The 16,474-nt window shown below is 50.9% G+C and carries 16 protein-coding genes; 8 read left to right on the top strand and 8 right to left on the bottom strand.

Going from position 1 to position 16,474, the window contains the following annotated elements:
* Positions 1-19 precede the first annotated feature (19 nt).
* The 3 genes from ybiA to AC3WQ3_RS10180 are packed head-to-tail and all read left to right on the top strand — an operon-like array spanning position 20 to position 1,857.
* Positions 20-526, top strand: a complete 507-nt coding sequence (ybiA, locus tag AC3WQ3_RS10190; RefSeq protein ID WP_336781266.1) for a riboflavin biosynthesis intermediates N-glycosidase — start codon at positions 20-22, stop codon at positions 524-526.
* Positions 498-1,391, top strand: coding sequence for a TIGR02452 family protein (locus AC3WQ3_RS10185; protein WP_419720007.1), 894 nt, complete (start codon positions 498-500; stop codon positions 1,389-1,391). The genes ybiA and AC3WQ3_RS10185 overlap by 29 nt, the downstream gene beginning before the upstream one ends.
* Before the next feature lie 43 nt (positions 1,392-1,434).
* Entirely contained in the window at positions 1,435-1,857 is a 423-nt protein-coding gene (locus AC3WQ3_RS10180) for a macro domain-containing protein (protein ID WP_336781265.1), read from the top strand.
* A 140-nt stretch (positions 1,858-1,997) separates the two neighbouring features.
* Here AC3WQ3_RS10180 and AC3WQ3_RS10175 read toward each other — a convergent pair whose 3' ends face one another.
* The 6 genes from AC3WQ3_RS10175 to AC3WQ3_RS10150 all read right to left on the bottom strand — a co-directional run bounded on the left by AC3WQ3_RS10175 (position 1,998) and on the right by AC3WQ3_RS10150 (position 8,501).
* Positions 1,998-2,951, bottom strand: a complete 954-nt coding sequence (locus AC3WQ3_RS10175; RefSeq protein ID WP_336781264.1) for an iron-hydroxamate ABC transporter substrate-binding protein — start codon at positions 2,949-2,951, stop codon at positions 1,998-2,000.
* Positions 2,952-3,024: 73 nt separating this feature from the next.
* Positions 3,025-4,041, bottom strand: a complete 1,017-nt coding sequence (locus AC3WQ3_RS10170; RefSeq protein ID WP_419720006.1) for a FecCD family ABC transporter permease — start codon at positions 4,039-4,041, stop codon at positions 3,025-3,027.
* A gap of 1 nt (position 4,042) precedes the next feature.
* Positions 4,043-5,065, bottom strand: a complete 1,023-nt coding sequence (locus AC3WQ3_RS10165) for a FecCD family ABC transporter permease (protein ID WP_419720017.1) — start codon at positions 5,063-5,065, stop codon at positions 4,043-4,045.
* A gap of 153 nt (positions 5,066-5,218) precedes the next feature.
* Complete coding sequence (locus AC3WQ3_RS10160; protein WP_336781263.1) at positions 5,219-6,952, bottom strand: helix-turn-helix domain-containing protein; 1,734 nt, start codon at positions 6,950-6,952, stop codon at positions 5,219-5,221.
* Between the two features lie 50 nt (positions 6,953-7,002).
* Positions 7,003-7,752 carry an ABC transporter permease gene (locus tag AC3WQ3_RS10155; protein ID WP_095288786.1) on the bottom strand — a complete coding sequence of 250 codons (750 nt, stop codon included), beginning with the start codon at positions 7,750-7,752 and terminating at the stop codon, positions 7,003-7,005.
* Complete coding sequence (locus tag AC3WQ3_RS10150; protein ID WP_492472175.1) at positions 7,734-8,501, bottom strand: ABC transporter ATP-binding protein; 768 nt, start codon at positions 8,499-8,501, stop codon at positions 7,734-7,736. Before AC3WQ3_RS10150 ends, AC3WQ3_RS10155 begins: the two co-directional genes overlap by 19 nt.
* 192 nt (positions 8,502-8,693) lie before the next feature.
* Between AC3WQ3_RS10150 and AC3WQ3_RS10145 the strand changes: the two genes are divergently transcribed.
* Positions 8,694-9,698: a Gfo/Idh/MocA family protein gene (locus AC3WQ3_RS10145; RefSeq protein ID WP_492472174.1), complete on the top strand. Its 1,005-nt coding sequence runs from the start codon at positions 8,694-8,696 to the stop codon at positions 9,696-9,698.
* Positions 9,699-9,790: 92 nt separating this feature from the next.
* Complete coding sequence (locus AC3WQ3_RS10140; RefSeq protein ID WP_492472173.1) at positions 9,791-10,411, top strand: pyroglutamyl-peptidase I; 621 nt, start codon at positions 9,791-9,793, stop codon at positions 10,409-10,411.
* Positions 10,412-10,973: 562 nt separating this feature from the next.
* On the opposite strand, the gene AC3WQ3_RS10135 is transcribed toward AC3WQ3_RS10140, so the two are convergent.
* Positions 10,974-11,807, bottom strand: a complete 834-nt coding sequence (locus tag AC3WQ3_RS10135; protein ID WP_492472172.1) for a 1,4-dihydroxy-6-naphtoate synthase — start codon at positions 11,805-11,807, stop codon at positions 10,974-10,976.
* Complete coding sequence (locus AC3WQ3_RS10130; protein ID WP_492472171.1) at positions 11,804-12,634, bottom strand: futalosine hydrolase; 831 nt, start codon at positions 12,632-12,634, stop codon at positions 11,804-11,806. The genes AC3WQ3_RS10135 and AC3WQ3_RS10130 overlap by 4 nt, the downstream gene beginning before the upstream one ends.
* Positions 12,635-12,978: 344 nt before the next feature.
* On the opposite strand from AC3WQ3_RS10130, the gene AC3WQ3_RS10125 reads away from it, so the two are divergent.
* The 3 genes from AC3WQ3_RS10125 to AC3WQ3_RS10115 are packed head-to-tail and all read left to right on the top strand — an operon-like array spanning position 12,979 to position 16,262.
* Positions 12,979-13,368, top strand: a complete 390-nt coding sequence (locus tag AC3WQ3_RS10125) for a GntR family transcriptional regulator (RefSeq protein WP_095288792.1) — start codon at positions 12,979-12,981, stop codon at positions 13,366-13,368.
* A complete protein-coding gene (locus tag AC3WQ3_RS10120; protein WP_492472170.1) occupies positions 13,361-14,260 on the top strand; it encodes an ABC transporter ATP-binding protein in 900 nt (299 codons plus the stop codon). Before AC3WQ3_RS10125 ends, AC3WQ3_RS10120 begins: the two co-directional genes overlap by 8 nt.
* The gene (locus AC3WQ3_RS10115; protein WP_492472169.1) at positions 14,235-16,262 is read left to right on the top strand and encodes a hypothetical protein; all 2,028 of its coding nucleotides are present in this window, start codon (positions 14,235-14,237) and stop codon (positions 16,260-16,262) included. Before AC3WQ3_RS10120 ends, AC3WQ3_RS10115 begins: the two co-directional genes overlap by 26 nt.
* Positions 16,263-16,474: the final 212 nt, after the last annotated feature.

The raw sequence follows: 16,474 nt of genomic DNA, 5'->3' as shown, positions 1-16,474 counted from the left end.
AAGGAGGACATAAGGAATCATGGAGAAGTTTACTTTCTTTTGGCGTACCGCATCACCCTTTTCCCAGTGGCATCCGGCTGATTTTACGGTGAACGGAATTGGTTATACGAGTGCCGAACAATACATGATGCATCAAAAAGCACTGCTGTTTGGCGATCAGGCCATGGCGGACAAGATTTTGAAGGCAAGCTCAGCTTCAGTACAAAAAAAGCTGGGCAGACAGGTAACCGGATTCGACCAGACGATATGGGAAGCAAGCTGCAAACGCATTGTTTATGAAGGCAATCATGCCAAATTCACACAAAATGAAGAACTGCTTGCCGCATTGCTCGCCACCCGTGGAACGACCCTTGTGGAAGCAAGCCCGGATGACCGGATCTGGGGCGTTGGACTGGCAGAAGAAGATCCACGTATCCGCCATCGCAGAACATGGCGAGGAACCAACTGGCTCGGTGAGATTCTGACCCGGCTAAGAGATGAGATAGGAAGTGATTCGAATGAATGCAAACCAGCATATGAAAAATAACCAGCTAAAAAGCACGAATCAGCGCTCGGGCCGGGCTCGTATTGCCCAGGAAACACTGGCCATCCTGGAAGAGGGGCAGTACATCAACGGATATGACCGGAGGGTGTCGATTGATGAAGATTTGAAACGAGCGATTCAGGGCTCCGTTTTATACCGTCCGGATGAACTTCCGGCACTTCGGGAGCAGGTGCGCCAATTACAGGCAGCGCCTAAGTCTGCAGCTGCCCAGATTGAAGTCACCGGTGAGACGACGCTTGCCGCAGCCTCACGTCTCGTGGTGGACGAGGGGAGAACGGATGTCGTTTGCCTGAACTTTGCCTCAGCGAAAAATCCGGGTGGAGGTTTCCTGGGTGGAAGTCAGGCACAGGAAGAGAGTCTCGCCCGAGCTTCCGGGTTATATCCTTGTATTTCTCAAATGAATGAAATGTATGATCATAATCGTAAGCTGCGCACCTGTCTGTATTCCGACTATATGATCTATTCGCCGGATGTACCTGTCATACGTGATGATGAGGACCGGCTGCTAGCCCAATATTACACGACCGCCTTTATTACGGCTCCTGCCGTCAATGCTGGCGTTGTGAAGGAACGGGAGCAGGCAGATGACCAGCAGATCGAGTCGGTCATGAAGGAGCGAATTCGGTATATTTTGGACGTGGCAGCGATGAATGGTCATCGTACCCTTGTTCTGGGTGCTTATGGTTGCGGGGTGTTCCGGAATGACCCGGTGGATGTGGCTAGGTATTTCCGTGATGTCCTGGTACAGGAGAATTTCAGGCAGTCCTTTGAGCGGATTGTATTTGCTGTGTTGGACAGATCAGCTGGACAGAGAATAATCAAGGCGTTTCAAGAACAATTGCTTTGAACAGCAAGTAAGTCATTTTAAGATGTGAAGAAGGAGGATTCAGATGCAATTTCGTGAGATCCAACAGGATTTGTTTGCAATGGATGAAGCTTATACGCTCGCTCATTGTATTTCCGCTGATGCTCGTATGGGGGCGGGAATTGCAGTACAGTTTCGGGAAAGGTTCGGGCTTCAGGTTCTACAGGAGCAGGCGAAGCAGGAAGCGCTTGAGATTGGACGGTGTTACCCGGTGGGACGTACGTTGAATCTGGTAACCAAGGCGAAGTTTTCGAATAAACCGACCTATCCATCGTTTACCCAAGCGGTGCAATCGATGCGAGACGTCTGTGTAGAACAAGAAATCAACAAGCTGGCCATGCCGCAGATTGGTTGCGGACTCGACAGACTGAAGTGGGACAAAGTAAGCGGCATTATTCAGGATACGTTTGCTGACACGGATGTTGAGATTGTCGTTTGTACCTTATGAGGATGAGGAATGCCAGGCTTTCATTAATATATAGAAAAAAACCTCTGCTTCGGACGGAGGAGAACAGGACAGCAAGTCTGCCGTTCCCTCTCCAGTTCGTAAGCGAGGTTTTTTTATGATTTTTCCATTAAGGCGTTGGTTTATTTTTGGGTAAACATCTCTTTGGCTTCATCCAGAGCCATTTTATTGCCAATGGCGGAGTAGTCCAGCCAAGGCTGCGCGCCGATGGTGTACACGTGACCGGCTTTAACGGCTTTTAGCCCTTGCCAGATCGGGTTGTTTTGCAGTTCTTTGAACATGTTCTCCGCTTCCTCATCCGAGTTCACCACTACGAAGATGGCATCTGCATCGAAATCAGGCAGTACTTCACGGGAGATCACCTGGTAAGGCTTGGTGGAATCAATATCCGATATGCCTTTGGCCGGGGTCAGTCCAAGATCATCATACAAGATTGGCCCCATTGGGCGGCGTGTGCTAAACACACGCAATTCTTTGGCAGTTACACGGATGGCCATCACGGTACCATCGCCGATCTCGTCATGAATTAATGATTTTACGTCTTCGGTCTCTGCTGCATAATCCTGAATATATTGCTCTGCTTCCTTCTCGCGATCAACCAGCTTGCCAATATCCTTCAGGTGATCACGCCATGTACCGTCATCCAGATTGAATACATGCACAGGAGCAATTTTCTCGAACTTGGAAATGTCCTCACCGGAAAATTCTTCATCAAGATAGATTATATCGGGCTTCAGGGCAAGTAGGGCTTCCATGTCGGGATCTTTCACCGGACCAAGCGGTGTCGTGTTTTGCAGGCGATCTGCAACATGGGACAGGAATGCTTTGGCTTCGCCGCCAATGACGGACCCAACGGGTGTGATGCCAAGTGCCAGCAAGTCATTCGTCAGGTGGATGGACATCGACGCGATGCGTTGTTCTCCGGAAGCCGGACTGCTATCCTGCTGCTCGGAAGTACTATCCGTTGAAGTGCTGCCAGCAGCGGATGAAGAGCCAGAATTGCTGGCAGTTCCACAAGCGGCAAGCACAAATATCAGGCAAATGCTCAGGGCGAGCAATACATTTTTCTTTAACATGAATATTCACATTCTCCTTGAACATCACTTGGATGTTAATAATTAGATGAATAAAGTAGATCAACGGCTTCGATCATTTGGTTCGCACCAGCAGATATAAAAAGTAAGGTGCACCAATGGCAGCCACCACAATACCTGCGGGGATGGCATTCGGTTGGAAAATGGTTCGTCCAATCGTATCGGCGGTAACCAGGATGACCATGCCAAGGAGACCGGCCGCCGGAATCAGGTGGCGATGCATCGGACCGACAAGTCTGCGGGCGAGATGTGGTGCGGCCAGCCCGATGAATCCGATACCTCCGGCCATGGATACACTTATGGCTGACAGCGCCACTGTACATAAGAGAAGCCATATGCGCTGGGATCTGACAGGTGTACCGATGCCCGTGGCGGCTGCATCTCCAAGACCGAAAGCGTCCAGCGTTTTGGACCGGCTCCAGATGTAGGGAACACAGACTGCAATCCATGGAAGCAGAGCCTGCACGTGAATCCAGTCCCGACCCCACACACTGCCGGCGAGCCAGCGGGCAGCGAAGGAATACGTATCTTCATCCAGCCGAAGAGACAGATATAACGTTAGCGCATGAAACCCTGCGGCGACCGCGATACCGACCAGGATCAGCTTGATGGGAGATACTCCGTTATGCCGGTCATAGGCGAGCAGCATAATGATCAGTGCTGAGATGACTCCGCCTGCAAAAGTAAACAAGGGGATCAGCAGGGCAATCGAGTCATCCATGGAATAGGACAGACTTACGAAAACCATCAGCCCCAATGCGGCTCCTGCATGAAGGCCAAGAATGCCCGGATCGGCAAGCGGGTTGCGCGTAATGCCTTGAAGGGCCGCTCCCGAGATGCCAAGTCCTGCTCCAGCCAGGACGGTAATGAGAATGCGAGGCAAACGGTAATCGAACAACACAATCTGATCGTCCGGGCTGCCATGTCCAAGCAGCGTTTGCAGTACAGCGAGCGGAGAAAGACGAATTGTACCCGTATTCAGGCTAATCACGATAACCGTGCATGCAATACAGATCAGCGTAACGCTGACTGCGATGGATCGTTTTCCCCGTGAAGGCATCGTGGATCTCATGTTACAATGCCCTCCTTTCCTTGCGGGCCAGATAGAGGAAGAACGGTACACCGACAAAAGCAACCATGATGCCTACCGCCAGCTCCTCCGGTGGATTTACGATGCGTGAGCCCAGATCGGCCAATACCAGAAGGATGGCTCCGAGCAGGGAGGACATGGGAATGATCAGACGATAATTGACACCGACGAGTTTACGGGAAATATGCGGAATGACTAACCCGACGAATCCGATCGAGCCAACGGCGGATACGGACACGCCTGCCAGTATGACCACAGCCGTGAGGGCAAGGAATCGGGTCATGCGAATATGAATCCCCAGGCCCAGGGCAACTTCCTCTCCAAGCGACATGAGGGATACTCTCCGGGCAAGAGGCATAGTCAGCAGCAACGTGATCAGAAGCACAGGAACAATGAGTCTCAGATGCCGCCATTCAATACCGCCAAAGCCACCGGCATACCAAAAGGCGAGATCCTGACTTAGGTCAAAATAAATCGCGACACCTGTACTTAGCGAGCTGAGCATGGCTGCAACGACAGCACCTGCAACCGTCAGCCGCATGGAAGTCAGTCCCCCCGGCGCAGCCGACCCCAGCAGGAAAATAAATAGGGTGCTCAGCACGGCACCAATGAATGAAAGACCCATGAGCCAGGCATAAGGCAGTCCCGGCCAGATGGCAAAGCTCAACGCCACCATGAAAGTGGCACCTGCGTTAATGCCCAGGACTCCCGTATCCGCCAGCGGATTGCGCGTAATTCCCTGCATCAGTGCTCCTGCTACTGCAAAGGCCGCGCCTACGACAGCGGCAGCAACTACGCGGGGGAGACGGAGCTCATGGATGATCTGATGCGGTGTCAGAGCCGGATTGTACTGAAATATGGCAGCCCACACTGTTTCAAGTGTTAACGATTTGGCACCAAGCGATATGGCGACAAACAGGCTAATCAGCAAAATGGTGATGGCTGACAAAAACATTAGACTAATTGTCACCGGGGATTTTCTTGAATTGGACGGACGATGTGGCAGTCCCGGATGTTGAATGGGGGTCACTCCTTTTGTTGCCAGCAAGATCAGCTCTGCTGTTATTGATTATCATTATCAATTAGAGTTCATTATAAAATCTTAATTCAGGCCCGTACATGGCATAAATTAAGATTCGGGTGATGGACATTTTTTAGATTACAAAAAGGATCCTTTGTTCGTCAATAACATAACGGCCTCATCCAGCTGGATGTTGATGGAATAGGGTGCGTATACAACCCATGAATTCCAATCAATGACATGAACATGCCCGTTCCGGACGGCCGGATACTGATTCCAAAGCGGATCAGCATGGATTTGATGCAGCAGGGAGGCGCGTTCTTTCACCGAGGTCACAGCCAGCAGCAGAACATCAGCCTCCAGTCCATCCCATTCTCCTGGAGTGATGGACATCCAGTTGAAACCTACACCTGGAGGTTTGCCAGCGAGCTCGGATTGAATGCGTGCAGGTGGAGTCAGCTGCAGGCTGCGGTAGAACACATGACCGAAGTTACGGGTGCTGTACATACGCGGCCCCTTCGCAGTTAATGTGCATACCGCAACCGTTACCTGTCCAATCGAATCCCTGATCTTTTTGCGTGCACGCTCAGCCTTGCGTTCGTGCCGTTCCAGCCAGTCATTCGCTGCCTGGGTGCGATCCACGATGGATGCAATTGTATGAAGATGACCGAACATGTCGGTCTGATTCCAGGGGATGGTGATGATCGGAGCGATATCCCCGATATGTTCCATCGCTTTTGCGGCTGCATTGTCCTTGGTCAGAATCAGGTCGGGGTTCACATCCAGGAATGCCTGACGTCCTTGCTCCCAGGGCTCATAGGCATGAAAGGGCAGACGGAGTGATTTCGGGATATGGGGTAGATGTCCCTGGATCTGAGCTGCACAAGGCGTTATGCCGAGAGTCATCAGATGATCGGTGTAGGGGTATGAAAGCGAAACAATATTGCGGTGCACCTGCTTCGCATAGGACGTTGGCGCGTAGCCGGCATGGTTTCGAAAACGCCGGCTGAAATAAAATTCGTCCCGGTAACCTACACTTCGGGCCACATCGCGAACACGCATGTCCGAGGTCATCAGCAGTTCCTTGGCACGGTTCATGCGCAGATGGGTTACGTATTCAATTGGATTTTTGTACATCCGGCTCTTGAAAAGCTGCGAATAATATGATGGATGCATGCCTGCAAGTTCGGCCAGTTTCTCCAGTTTGATCTCATGCATATAGTTGTCGCGCATATATTGCATCGTTACCTGGAGCCAATGGTCCGGGGCGTCCTCTGCGCTATCGTTATTTATCTGCTCTTCCTGAGGCCAGAGCATGTGCAGCAGCTCGGTCATGAGCATTTTCTTTTTATGAGTGGTTGGTCCGTCATCCGCAGTCAACTGAGCTGCTATGCGCTGTATGCCATAATAAGGGCCCTGAATCCAGCCCTCTACCGGGAAGCTTGATTCACGCTCATAAATCATTCGTGTTTTGCTTTTCACCGCTGCCCGGAACAGATCATAATTGATGATATACAGCTCGGTCTCATGCCCCGCGTCACTGAATAATTCCAGGGCAGTGCCTGGATTACAGAGGAAGGCTGATTTGCGGGTAACGAGGTGCTCGGTATCATTCATGATCAGTTTCCCCGTAAACTTATGCATGTATATAAAGGTATGGTGGTCAATATCGGGTTTACTCCAAGTCCATTCCTTGCTCGTGAACCTGATCAGGTCTGTTTGGTGAAGTTCGAGCAGGGTATCTTCCAGGAACAGCCCCAGATCACTGGGTGATACAGCTTCCTTGCCCGTGGCCGTAATGGTACGGTTCATGTTGTCGGACGCAGAGGGATGGGCGTTCGGATGATGAACCATATCTGATTTGCTTATCATGGAGGGGCCTCCTTTCGTTCTATAGATTCAATAAATGAATTCGATTCTTTCTATAATGAGCGTAGACGCATATCTGAGGTGAACCATTGTCTGTACGTCAGTAGACTCAGTATGATGCTGGTGATGGCAGCTGAGCTGGTGAAGGCAAACACAATCAGAATCTGGTAACGGACAGCTTCGACGGGGTCAGCGCCCGCGATAATCATGCCGGTCATCATGCCGGGAAGCTGAACGAGGCCTACCGTTTTCATGCCGTCAATGGTTGGAATCATGCTGGATTTGACAGAGCGTTTCAATACATCCTGAAATGCACGTCTGGGCGCAGCACCCAGAGAGAGCAGTGTCTCAATCTCCCCTTTGGAAGCTTCAACCTCACGTTTCATCTGATTCAGGAAGAGCCCGGAGACAACCATCGCATTGCCAATCGTCATTCCGCTGAGTGGAATAATGTATTGCGGAGTTGGCTCGACAATGTGAAGACCCAGCAGGAGTCCCATCATCAATAATTCGGTCACCGTAATGGCTGCTGCGATGTACAGGGTAATTCGTCGTAGTCCCTTGCCTCGCTTGCCCGCGTTGAAGGATGCCACGGTTATCATAAAACCTACAATCGCAATGATGAGTGCAGGGTGGTCCGAGTTGAAGATAAATTGAAGTACATATCCGACCAGCAGCAGCTGAACCGCCGAACGAACGGTACCTACAGCAATATCTCTCTCCAGACCAAGCTTCTGCCAAACCGAAATAAGCATGGTCAGCATAATAAATATGATGGTAAAACTCAGTGCGAGGATGGACATGTATTCTCCTTATCTGCCTCGGGGGCAGGACGCAGAATGTATTGACGGGCCAGTTCCGAATGCGGATGGGCGAAGAAAAGGGAGGTGGGCTGGCGTTCCAGCAGGGTCTGTTCACCCATGAACCATGTTGTTGTGCTGAACGAGCGTGCCTGTTCCTGATCATGGGTGACCCATACGAGTGAAGTGCCCTCTTGCTTGCTCCATTCAGTCAATTGCTGTTCGACAAGCTTGGCATTGGTCCGGTCCAGAGAAGCGGTGACTTCATCCAGAAGCAGCACTTTGGGACGAAGCATGATGGAACGGATCAGCGCTATGCGCTGTTTTTCTCCGCCAGAAAGATCACTGGCCCGCTTATGTATATCCAATTCTTCCAGCCCCATTCCGGCCAGCAGACGGCCAGCCAGATTTGAATCATAGGGTGTCCGATGGAGGTAGTGAACGGTTTTCAAATTATCTTCAACGCTGCCTGCAAGCATAATGGGCTGTTGTGCAACATAGGACATGCGCATGCGCCAGATCCTGGGATCGGAATTGAGGTAAGAGGTGCCCTGCCAGAGGATATCTCCGCCATCGGGTACATCCAATAAGGACAGGATGCGGAGCAGCGTGCTTTTGCCCTGGCCGGACGCACCCAGTACAGCAATTCGCTCTCCTTCATCGACAGAGGCATTCACTTTCTCGAACAAGAGACGCTGCTCGGTCGCTCCAATATGTTTGGTGAGTTGTTGAATGGTTACGAGAGTAGACACAGCGGCATCTTCCTTTCATCCGTGATCTGCTGATAATCTTAGCAAAAATGCTCGAGAATTGAAATGGAAGCAGCTCTGGGCAAGCATGCGGGGCAGGAGGTGAAACCAACGTCTGACGCCAGAGGTTCTTTTTGGTAATATAGAGGAGAGTCAGAATTGGTTCTACCATTAGGGTACAAGGGAGGCTTTCATATGACAGGAGTTACGGGACAAGAGGACAAGGTAAAGTGGGGCATTATGGGCACAGGATGGATCGCATCCCAGTTTGCCAGAGATTTGGAGCATGCGGGCAATGCCGTGAAGGCAGCGGTTGGTTCGCGTACACGGGAAAGTGCGGAGAAATTTGCAGCTGAATATGGTTTTGCAAGCGGATACGGATCGTATGAAGAGCTGCTGCAGGATCCAGAGGTGGACATTATCTATGTTGCTACGCCGCATCCTTTTCATAAAGAAAATGTAATGGCTTGTCTGGAAGCGGGAAAAGCAGTGCTGTGTGAGAAGCCGTTTACGATGAACGGACGTCAGCTGGAGCAGCTGGTGGAGACGGCTCGCAGCCGTAAGCTCTTCCTGATGGAAGGCATGTGGACGCGTTTCTTGCCTCCGATTGTTCAGGCGCGGAAGTGGATTGCCGAAGGACGAATCGGTGAAGTGCGGCTTGTCAAAGCAGACTTTGGTTTCCGTATCGGCTGGGAGCCTGAAGGAAGGCTGCTGAACCCGGACCTGGGCGGGGGTGCTCTGCTGGATGCTGGTGTGTATCCTATTTCATTTGCGTCCATGATCTTTGGCGAGCAGCCGCAGCATGTCTGGAGCACGGCGAACATCGGAGAGACCGGTGTGGATGAACAGTTCTCCGTACTGCTCTCTTACTCGGAAGGACGCTCGGCATCATTGAACGGGGCAGTTCGTCTGAACCTGAGCAATGAAGCTGTCGTGTATGGTACGGAAGGGTATATCCGTTTGCCGATGTTCCTCGCTGGAAAAGAAGCATACCTGCATGTGAACGGTCAGGACGAGCCCGAGAAGTTTACGGATGATCGGACAAGCATCGGCTATGCATTTGAAGCAGAAGATGCTGGACGCTGCATCCTGGAAGGCAAAACGGAAAGTTCAATTATCCCGCTGGACGAGTCCCTTGAGATCATGAAGCTGATGGATACCATTCGTGGACAGTGGGGTTTGCGTTATAAATTTGAGTAATAGTAAACCATCATAACCGGACGGTTCTATGTAGGTAAGTATGCAGAGAAATCGTTCGGGATACGAAATGAATAGATGGGAGTGGGACTAGGATGAAAATTCTGATTTCAGGGTTTGAACCTTTTGGCGGGGATGCCGTGAATCCCACGGGAGAACTGATGGAAGCTCTCGCACAGGAAGTGGTGGAAGGAGCCGAACTGAAAACCGTGCTGCTGCCGGTACATTTCGATGAATGTGCGGATCTGCTGATTGCCGAGATGGAAGCATACGGTCCGGATGTCGTGATTGCCTGCGGTCTTGCCAAAGGCCGGACGGCTGTGACACCTGAGCGCATCGCTGTGAATGTAAAAGACATTCCGCCTGGCTCCTATGCGGATAACCAGGGACAGCGTCCTGTGGACGAGCCCATAACCGAAGGAAGTCCGGACGGCCTGTTCTCGACATTGCCCATCCGCGCGATGGTGAATCATATGACTGCGGCAGGCATTCCGGCAGCGGTATCCAATACCGCCGGAACGTATATTTGCAACAATACGATGTATCGTGTGCTGGATTACATTCGATTGCAGCACCTGCCGATCCAGGCAGGATTTGTGCATTTCCCGGCTTCAACGGAGATGTCATTGCTGCAGCCGTCGGTGGCGTCGCTGCCGATAAGCACAATGCTTGATGCCTTGCGGGTAATGATACGCACCGTAGTGGCGGAAGTGTAAATCATGTTCTTCTTGTATGTAAGGTAGTAGCTAAGTTAAGGGTGACTTTGACTTTACCTAGTGAGTAGCCTTTGTTGAAATAGGGATTGAGTGGAGTAACTAAAACGTTTTCCGGAATATGTATTGTTCTAACTTGTCATGTGCTAGGTTCGATTGTAAGTAACGAAAATGAGATAGAAGGGGCTGTCCCATGAAGTCATGCTGATGACTATGGGACAGCCCCCTTTTTTGATACATAATTAGTGGCGCCGTACAGGCAACCAGTGTCGCTGCTTAGATGAATAGAGCTGATGAGTAGAGCTAACGAACTCAGTATCTCTTATTGGAAGAGGTACCAGAGGTTCATTGATTGTAAAGCATCGTAGATGGCTTATTTCATCGTTTCACTTGGTCAGTCCCAGGTTTCTGTCCGAATAACGTGTCTAATGTTCATCAGCCTGTCCATTACGACTGAATTCTCCGAATAGGTTGCGACAGGTTCGTTAGCGACTAAAATAACTAAAACCCAAGGTAAGCAGGCTTCATTGCCATCTTAACGAAGGGCTTGCTGTTTGCGCTCAGATCAGATCCGCAGCAGATTCAGGTCGAATTCGGGAACAAGGCCCTCTTTCATCGCTCGTCCAAGCAGGGCTGTGATTGCCCCATAGCCGTCATCGCCCAGATGGGCACTGAACTCGTTCACGTACAGATCGATATGCTGTGCCGCGACATCCGGGTCCATTTCCTGTGCATGCGCCATAACGTATTCTTTGGATTCATCCGGGTGTGCCCAGGCGTATTCCACGGATGCACGTGCCCATCCAGCGAGTGCATGAGCGTCCAGATTGCGGCGTGCAATGATTGCTCCAAGCGGGATCGGCAGGCCGGTATCACTTTCCCACCAGCTTCCGAGGTCGGTCATCAGCTTCAAATTGTAGTTTTGGTACGTGAAACGTGCTTCATGGATGACCAGACCAGCATCGATTTTGCCATCCCGTACCGCCGGCATGATCTGATCGAACGGCATCACAACAATCTCGCCCACGCCTCCTGGAACATTCTGCGCTGCCCATAGACGGAACAGCAGATAAGCGGTTGAGCGTTCACTTGGCACGGCAACCCTGCGTCCGGACAGATATGCCGGATCGGTGGTGCCGTTAGCCGTAAGAACGAGTGGTCCGCATCCTCTTCCCAGCGCTCCGCCGGAAGGCAGCAGGGCATACTCGTTCAGCACGTAGGGCAATGCTGCATAGGAGATTTTCAACACATCCGGTCCGCCGGGATTGGCAGCCAGGCCATTCGTAATATCGATATCCGCATAGCGGACATCCAGTTCCGGAGCACCCGGAATCCGTCCGTGCACCCAGGCGTGAAAGATAAATGTATCGTTAGGACAAGGGGAAAATGCAATTTTCATGATGTAAGTACCTCCCGTAAAATGGAACTTGCCGCCTGGAGCGCATCCAGGGCATCCTTGATGCGCCAGGCATCGCGGTCGCGTGGACCGACCGCGTTGGATATGGCGCGCAGTTCGAGCGCAGGTACGCCGAACTGCTTGGCCGCCGTTGCCACGCCGAAGCCTTCCATGCCTTCGGCGGTGGCATCCGGCACGCGGCGCAGCAGCTCCGCGGCCGTCTCGGCTGTTCCGGTCGCCGTGGACACGGTGACCGCTGTTCCTCCGCTGACAGCGTGCCCGGCCCGCTGCAGCTCATGGCGCAGGCGAGCGGCAAGCGCTGCGTCCGCCGCCACACGGGACGAGCCGAATCCGAGCTCGTCCACAGAGAGGAAGCCGTCTGGCGTCTGCGAGCCCAGATCGGCAGCCACCATGGCGTCGGCCACCACGAGTGAGCCGACGTCCGCCCGGCCGGGGAACCCGCCGCCGATGCCGGCACTGATCACCAGCGTGTACGCTGGGGTCAGGCCTGCTCCGGCAAGGGGCCCCGTGGATGCGGCAGATGCCTGCGCCGCATCCGGTCCGTCTGGCGCGGTGGAGCCCTGCGCCAGCGCCTTCCCGCCAGCCGCTGCGGCGAATGCCAGCTTGGCTGCCGTGCTGACTGCAACGGCTGCCGGGCCCACCCCGCCAGCGATCACGTCAAACATTTCCGCGGCTTGGTCACCCAGACCGCGAAGTACGGCATCTTTTTCTGCATCCACAGCGGTTACGATTAATACGCGCGGAACTGCTTGGTTCGATGCCGAGCCGTCTGACTCTGTATGATTTAAAGCCTGATTTTGTTTGTTCATCGGAGTTCTCCCTTATAAGGTGTAAGATTCAACGCTATATTTGGCCATCTCCATCATAACGGAATGGGAAAGAGAGGAACAACCTTTCCGTGTATTTGTCTGAACATGATCCACTTACGTGTGCTGCCTCGTTAACCGGGCTTGGATGGCATATATGTCACTTCATATATATAAAGGTATCGCGTATGAAGAGTGAAGTCAAAGTTACCGTTGACAATCCAATTCAACTGTATTAATAATAATAGTACAGTTAATACACCTAATGTTTAGAAAGCATACACTTCATATACAGTCATTCAATTCGCTTATGGGGTATTACATCAATTGGGGAGAGGAGGTGCGGGATGTTCGAATTAGATGTACGCAGCCGTAAGGCGATCTACGAACAGCTAGTGGACAAAATCAAGGAAATGATCGTATACGGTGTTCTCCAACCTGATGAGCAGCTTCCTTCGGTGCGCACACTGTCAGCGCAGCTGACCGTCAATCCGAATACGATTCAGAAGGCATATCGGGAGCTTGAACGCGAAGGGTATATCTACTCTTTGCAGGGAAAAGGGAGCTTCGTATCATCGTCTGTGGAACATCCGAATGCAGCCATGAGAGATGAGATTAGAGCGGCACTGGTGAAGCTGATTGCAGAAGCAACGTATTCCGGTTTAACCAAGGCGGATATGACGCTTTTGTTCCAGGAAGCGATGGCCCGTATCGAAAAGGGGGAGCCGAATGATTGAGCTGAATCAGGTCATTAAAGCGTTTGAACATGAAAAAGCGGTGGATGGCGTTACGATGCACATACATAAGGGATCGATCTACGGTTTGCTCGGTTCCAACGGGGCAGGCAAGACTTCGCTGCTCAAAATCATCGCAGGCATCTATCGTCAGGACAGCGGATCCGTTCGCATTGACGGGGCTGAAATCTATGAAAATATGGACCTTAAGGGCCGCACGATTTTTATGGCGGATGCGCCTTACTTTTTCCCGCAATCCTCCATTACCCAGATGGCGGCCTTCTATCGCTCCGTATATCCGCGCTGGAATGAGGAGCGATTCGCACAACTGGCCACGGTGTTCAAGCTGGATGTAAAACGCAAGCTGCATCGCATGTCCAAAGGCATGCGCAGGCAGGCAGCTGTATGGCTTGGGCTGAGCTGCATGCCGGAAGTGCTGATCATGGATGAGCCGATTGACGGTCTTGATCCGGTGATGCGGCAGCAGATCAAAAATTTGCTGTTCCAGGAAGCCGCTGAGCGTCAGGTGACCATTATTATTTCGTCCCATAACTTGCGCGAAATCGAGGACCTGTGTGACCACGTCGCCATTATGCACAAGGGCCGCATGATTGTAGAGAAGGATCTCGATGATCTGAAGGCCGATACGCATAAGATTCAGGTGGCTTTCCGTCATCCTGACGATGCCAAGGCGATGGATGAGCTGAACATTTTACATGAAGAGATGCGGGGAAGTGTCTCGCTGTACATTGTCAAAGGCAGTCGCGAGGACGTGACGGAACGGTTCCGGGCCTTGAATCCTTATCTGCTGGACGTGCTGCCGCTGACGCTTGAAGAAATATTTATTTATGAAATGGAGGATGCAGGTTATGATATTCAACCGATTATTCTGTAACCGGGGCATCCTGTTCCAAAATTTCAGGCAGCACGGTTGGCTCGGAATACTATTTCTGCTCACATTGCTATTTTCGCTTCCGCTCTACATTGCAACAGAGCATAGAGGTGGTGTAACGCAGCAAATTACCAGCTTGTTTCAGGCAAATGGGGAAACCCATATTTTGTTTGCGATCACATTCCCGGTGGCGATGGGCATTTTCTTATTCCGTTATATGCAATCCGGAGCGCCGTCAGACTTGTTCCACGGTCTGCCACTGAAGCGCAAACATCTGTTAACAGTCAATCTGCTCTCCGGCTTCGGAATGATCCTGATCCCGATCTGGCTTACCACGGCGATTACAGGTTGGGTGTGGGCTGCGCAGGATCATATGGTCTTCATCTTTGACGGCAGTGAGATCTGGATGTGGGGCCTTAGCATGAGCATTTATTCGCTGTTTATGTTTATGCTGACTGTAGCTGTGGGCATGTGTATTGGCCAATCTGTACTGCAGGGACTAACGGTATATGCAATCCTGATATTGCCTGTTGTGTTCTGGTTTATCTTTACGCTGCACCTGCAGCATTATCTGTTTGGATATCCATATGGTGATATGGACAGCTACGCAGAGAAAATGTCCCTTGTCCTTCGGATGGCTTCAATTAGGAATTATCCGGTGATTGGAGCGGAACTCATAATATATGCAGCTTTGGCCATCTTGTTCATCCCACTAGCTTATGTTTTATATGCCAAGCGTAAGGTGGAATCCGCTACTCAGGCGATTACGTTTACTCTTGTAAAACCTATATTTCGCTTTGGCTTGATGTTTACGCTGGTATTGATTGGCGGAGCCTACTTCACTATGATTGCACCCCCAGAATCAACCGGGTGGACCATCTTCGGATATGTTCTTGGCGGCATAGTCGGTTACATTGTAGCCGAGATGATTATTCGCAAAACGTGGCTGATCTTGAACGTAAGATTACTGCCCAAGCTTGCCTTGTATGGCCTCCTGTCCGCGTTGATTCTGTACGTGCCTGTTGCTGACTGGAACGGTTACGCTGCCAGAGTGCCGGAAGTGAATGATGTCAAAAGCATTAAGCTTGGAGGAGATCGTTACACTTACGTTAACGGAGTGAATCAGAGGATGGATGATCATCCATTTTACTCGGATAATCCTGAATTTGTGGAGGCAGTACTTGCCCTTCATCAGAAAATCATTGATTCTGACTTGCCGTTGCTAGACCCTGTCAATCCGGATGATGATTATGATGAGTCTGTGTATATCAGCTATAAGCTTAATAACGGCAAGGTTATGAAGCGGAAATACCAAATTCCTGAAACTGAATTCCGGCAGGAATTAATGGCCTTGAAACAGTTGGAGGATTATAAAAAGGTAGCCTATGATACGTACAAACTGGATGAGGATATCCTCAGTATTGGTATCCGTTCCACCATCAGTTCGTATCGCAAAATATACATTGGCAGTCCTGACCAGGTTCGGGAGTTCAAGGAACTGTTGAAGCAGGATATTCTGGATCAAACCTATGAGGAACAACGTTCCCCTTGGCAGTCGTTTGCATACGCGGAATTAAATCAGGAATCCCATTCCAAGGATCCATATCAACCGAGGGAAATGTGGAATTATGAAATCAAACCGAGTTATGACCGGGTTATCGCGTGGCTGAAAGAGAACAAATTATATGATCAACTGCTTGTTACGGCAGACGAAATTGCTTCGGCGCAGTTCGTGAAGCAGGAGATCAACAGTCCGGGTAATCCTCAGTGGGTATATGCTCAGCCGGAATATATTGATGGAAGTCTGGGCAGCAGCAAGCAGGTCGCAACTAAAAACAAAAAAATGATTAGCGACCTGCTAGAACGTCAGCGATCAGGAGAGCGGACGGAGAAAGCCACCGTTTATCAGATCAAGCTGAATGCCATACGTGGGGAAAACATCTATATGATGCTGAAGGAAGAAGATCTAACCGAAGAGATGAAAGCTATTTTGTCCGAAAAGTAGATCGAATGGTGAGCGGGAAGGGTTCTCCCGCTGCATGATATTGTATGATGTATAGCCCATGAGGCTTGCTTGACGAAAAGATTGTATTGGAATATATTTGAAAAGGTTGAGATTCGCGCTAAAAATAAGATGAAACTGCGAATCATATAGGGAACGGTTAATGAGGGAAGCACCCGTAGAATCAGGCAATCGCCTGATTCTACGGGTGTTTT

The organism is Paenibacillus sp. FW104-T2, assembly GCF_058789975.1.
Note: the sequence above shows the minus strand (reverse complement) of the source record. Positions and strands in the feature narration are given on the sequence as shown.

What these genes read in the sequence shown, in the direction of transcription:
- AC3WQ3_RS10160 (WP_336781263.1), bottom strand. Translation starts at nt 6,952, where the DNA reads ATGATAAGCAAATCAGATATGGTTCATCATCCGAACGCCCATCCCTCT.
- ybiA (WP_336781266.1), top strand. Translation starts at nt 20, where the DNA reads ATGGAGAAGTTTACTTTCTTTTGGCGTACCGCATCACCCTTTTCCCAG.
- AC3WQ3_RS10135 (WP_492472172.1), bottom strand. Translation starts at nt 11,807, where the DNA reads ATGAAAATTGCATTTTCCCCTTGTCCTAACGATACATTTATCTTTCAC.
- AC3WQ3_RS10130 (WP_492472171.1), bottom strand. Translation starts at nt 12,634, where the DNA reads ATGAACAAACAAAATCAGGCTTTAAATCATACAGAGTCAGACGGCTCG.
- AC3WQ3_RS10120 (WP_492472170.1), top strand. Translation starts at nt 13,361, where the DNA reads ATGATTGAGCTGAATCAGGTCATTAAAGCGTTTGAACATGAAAAAGCG.
- AC3WQ3_RS10175 (WP_336781264.1), bottom strand. Translation starts at nt 2,951, where the DNA reads ATGTTAAAGAAAAATGTATTGCTCGCCCTGAGCATTTGCCTGATATTT.
- AC3WQ3_RS10125 (WP_095288792.1), top strand. Translation starts at nt 12,979, where the DNA reads ATGTTCGAATTAGATGTACGCAGCCGTAAGGCGATCTACGAACAGCTA.
- AC3WQ3_RS10145 (WP_492472174.1), top strand. Translation starts at nt 8,694, where the DNA reads ATGACAGGAGTTACGGGACAAGAGGACAAGGTAAAGTGGGGCATTATG.
- AC3WQ3_RS10185 (WP_419720007.1), top strand. Translation starts at nt 498, where the DNA reads ATGAATGCAAACCAGCATATGAAAAATAACCAGCTAAAAAGCACGAAT.
- AC3WQ3_RS10115 (WP_492472169.1), top strand. Translation starts at nt 14,235, where the DNA reads ATGATATTCAACCGATTATTCTGTAACCGGGGCATCCTGTTCCAAAAT.
- AC3WQ3_RS10180 (WP_336781265.1), top strand. Translation starts at nt 1,435, where the DNA reads ATGCAATTTCGTGAGATCCAACAGGATTTGTTTGCAATGGATGAAGCT.
- AC3WQ3_RS10170 (WP_419720006.1), bottom strand. Translation starts at nt 4,041, where the DNA reads ATGAGATCCACGATGCCTTCACGGGGAAAACGATCCATCGCAGTCAGC.
- AC3WQ3_RS10155 (WP_095288786.1), bottom strand. Translation starts at nt 7,752, where the DNA reads ATGTCCATCCTCGCACTGAGTTTTACCATCATATTTATTATGCTGACC.
- AC3WQ3_RS10140 (WP_492472173.1), top strand. Translation starts at nt 9,791, where the DNA reads ATGAAAATTCTGATTTCAGGGTTTGAACCTTTTGGCGGGGATGCCGTG.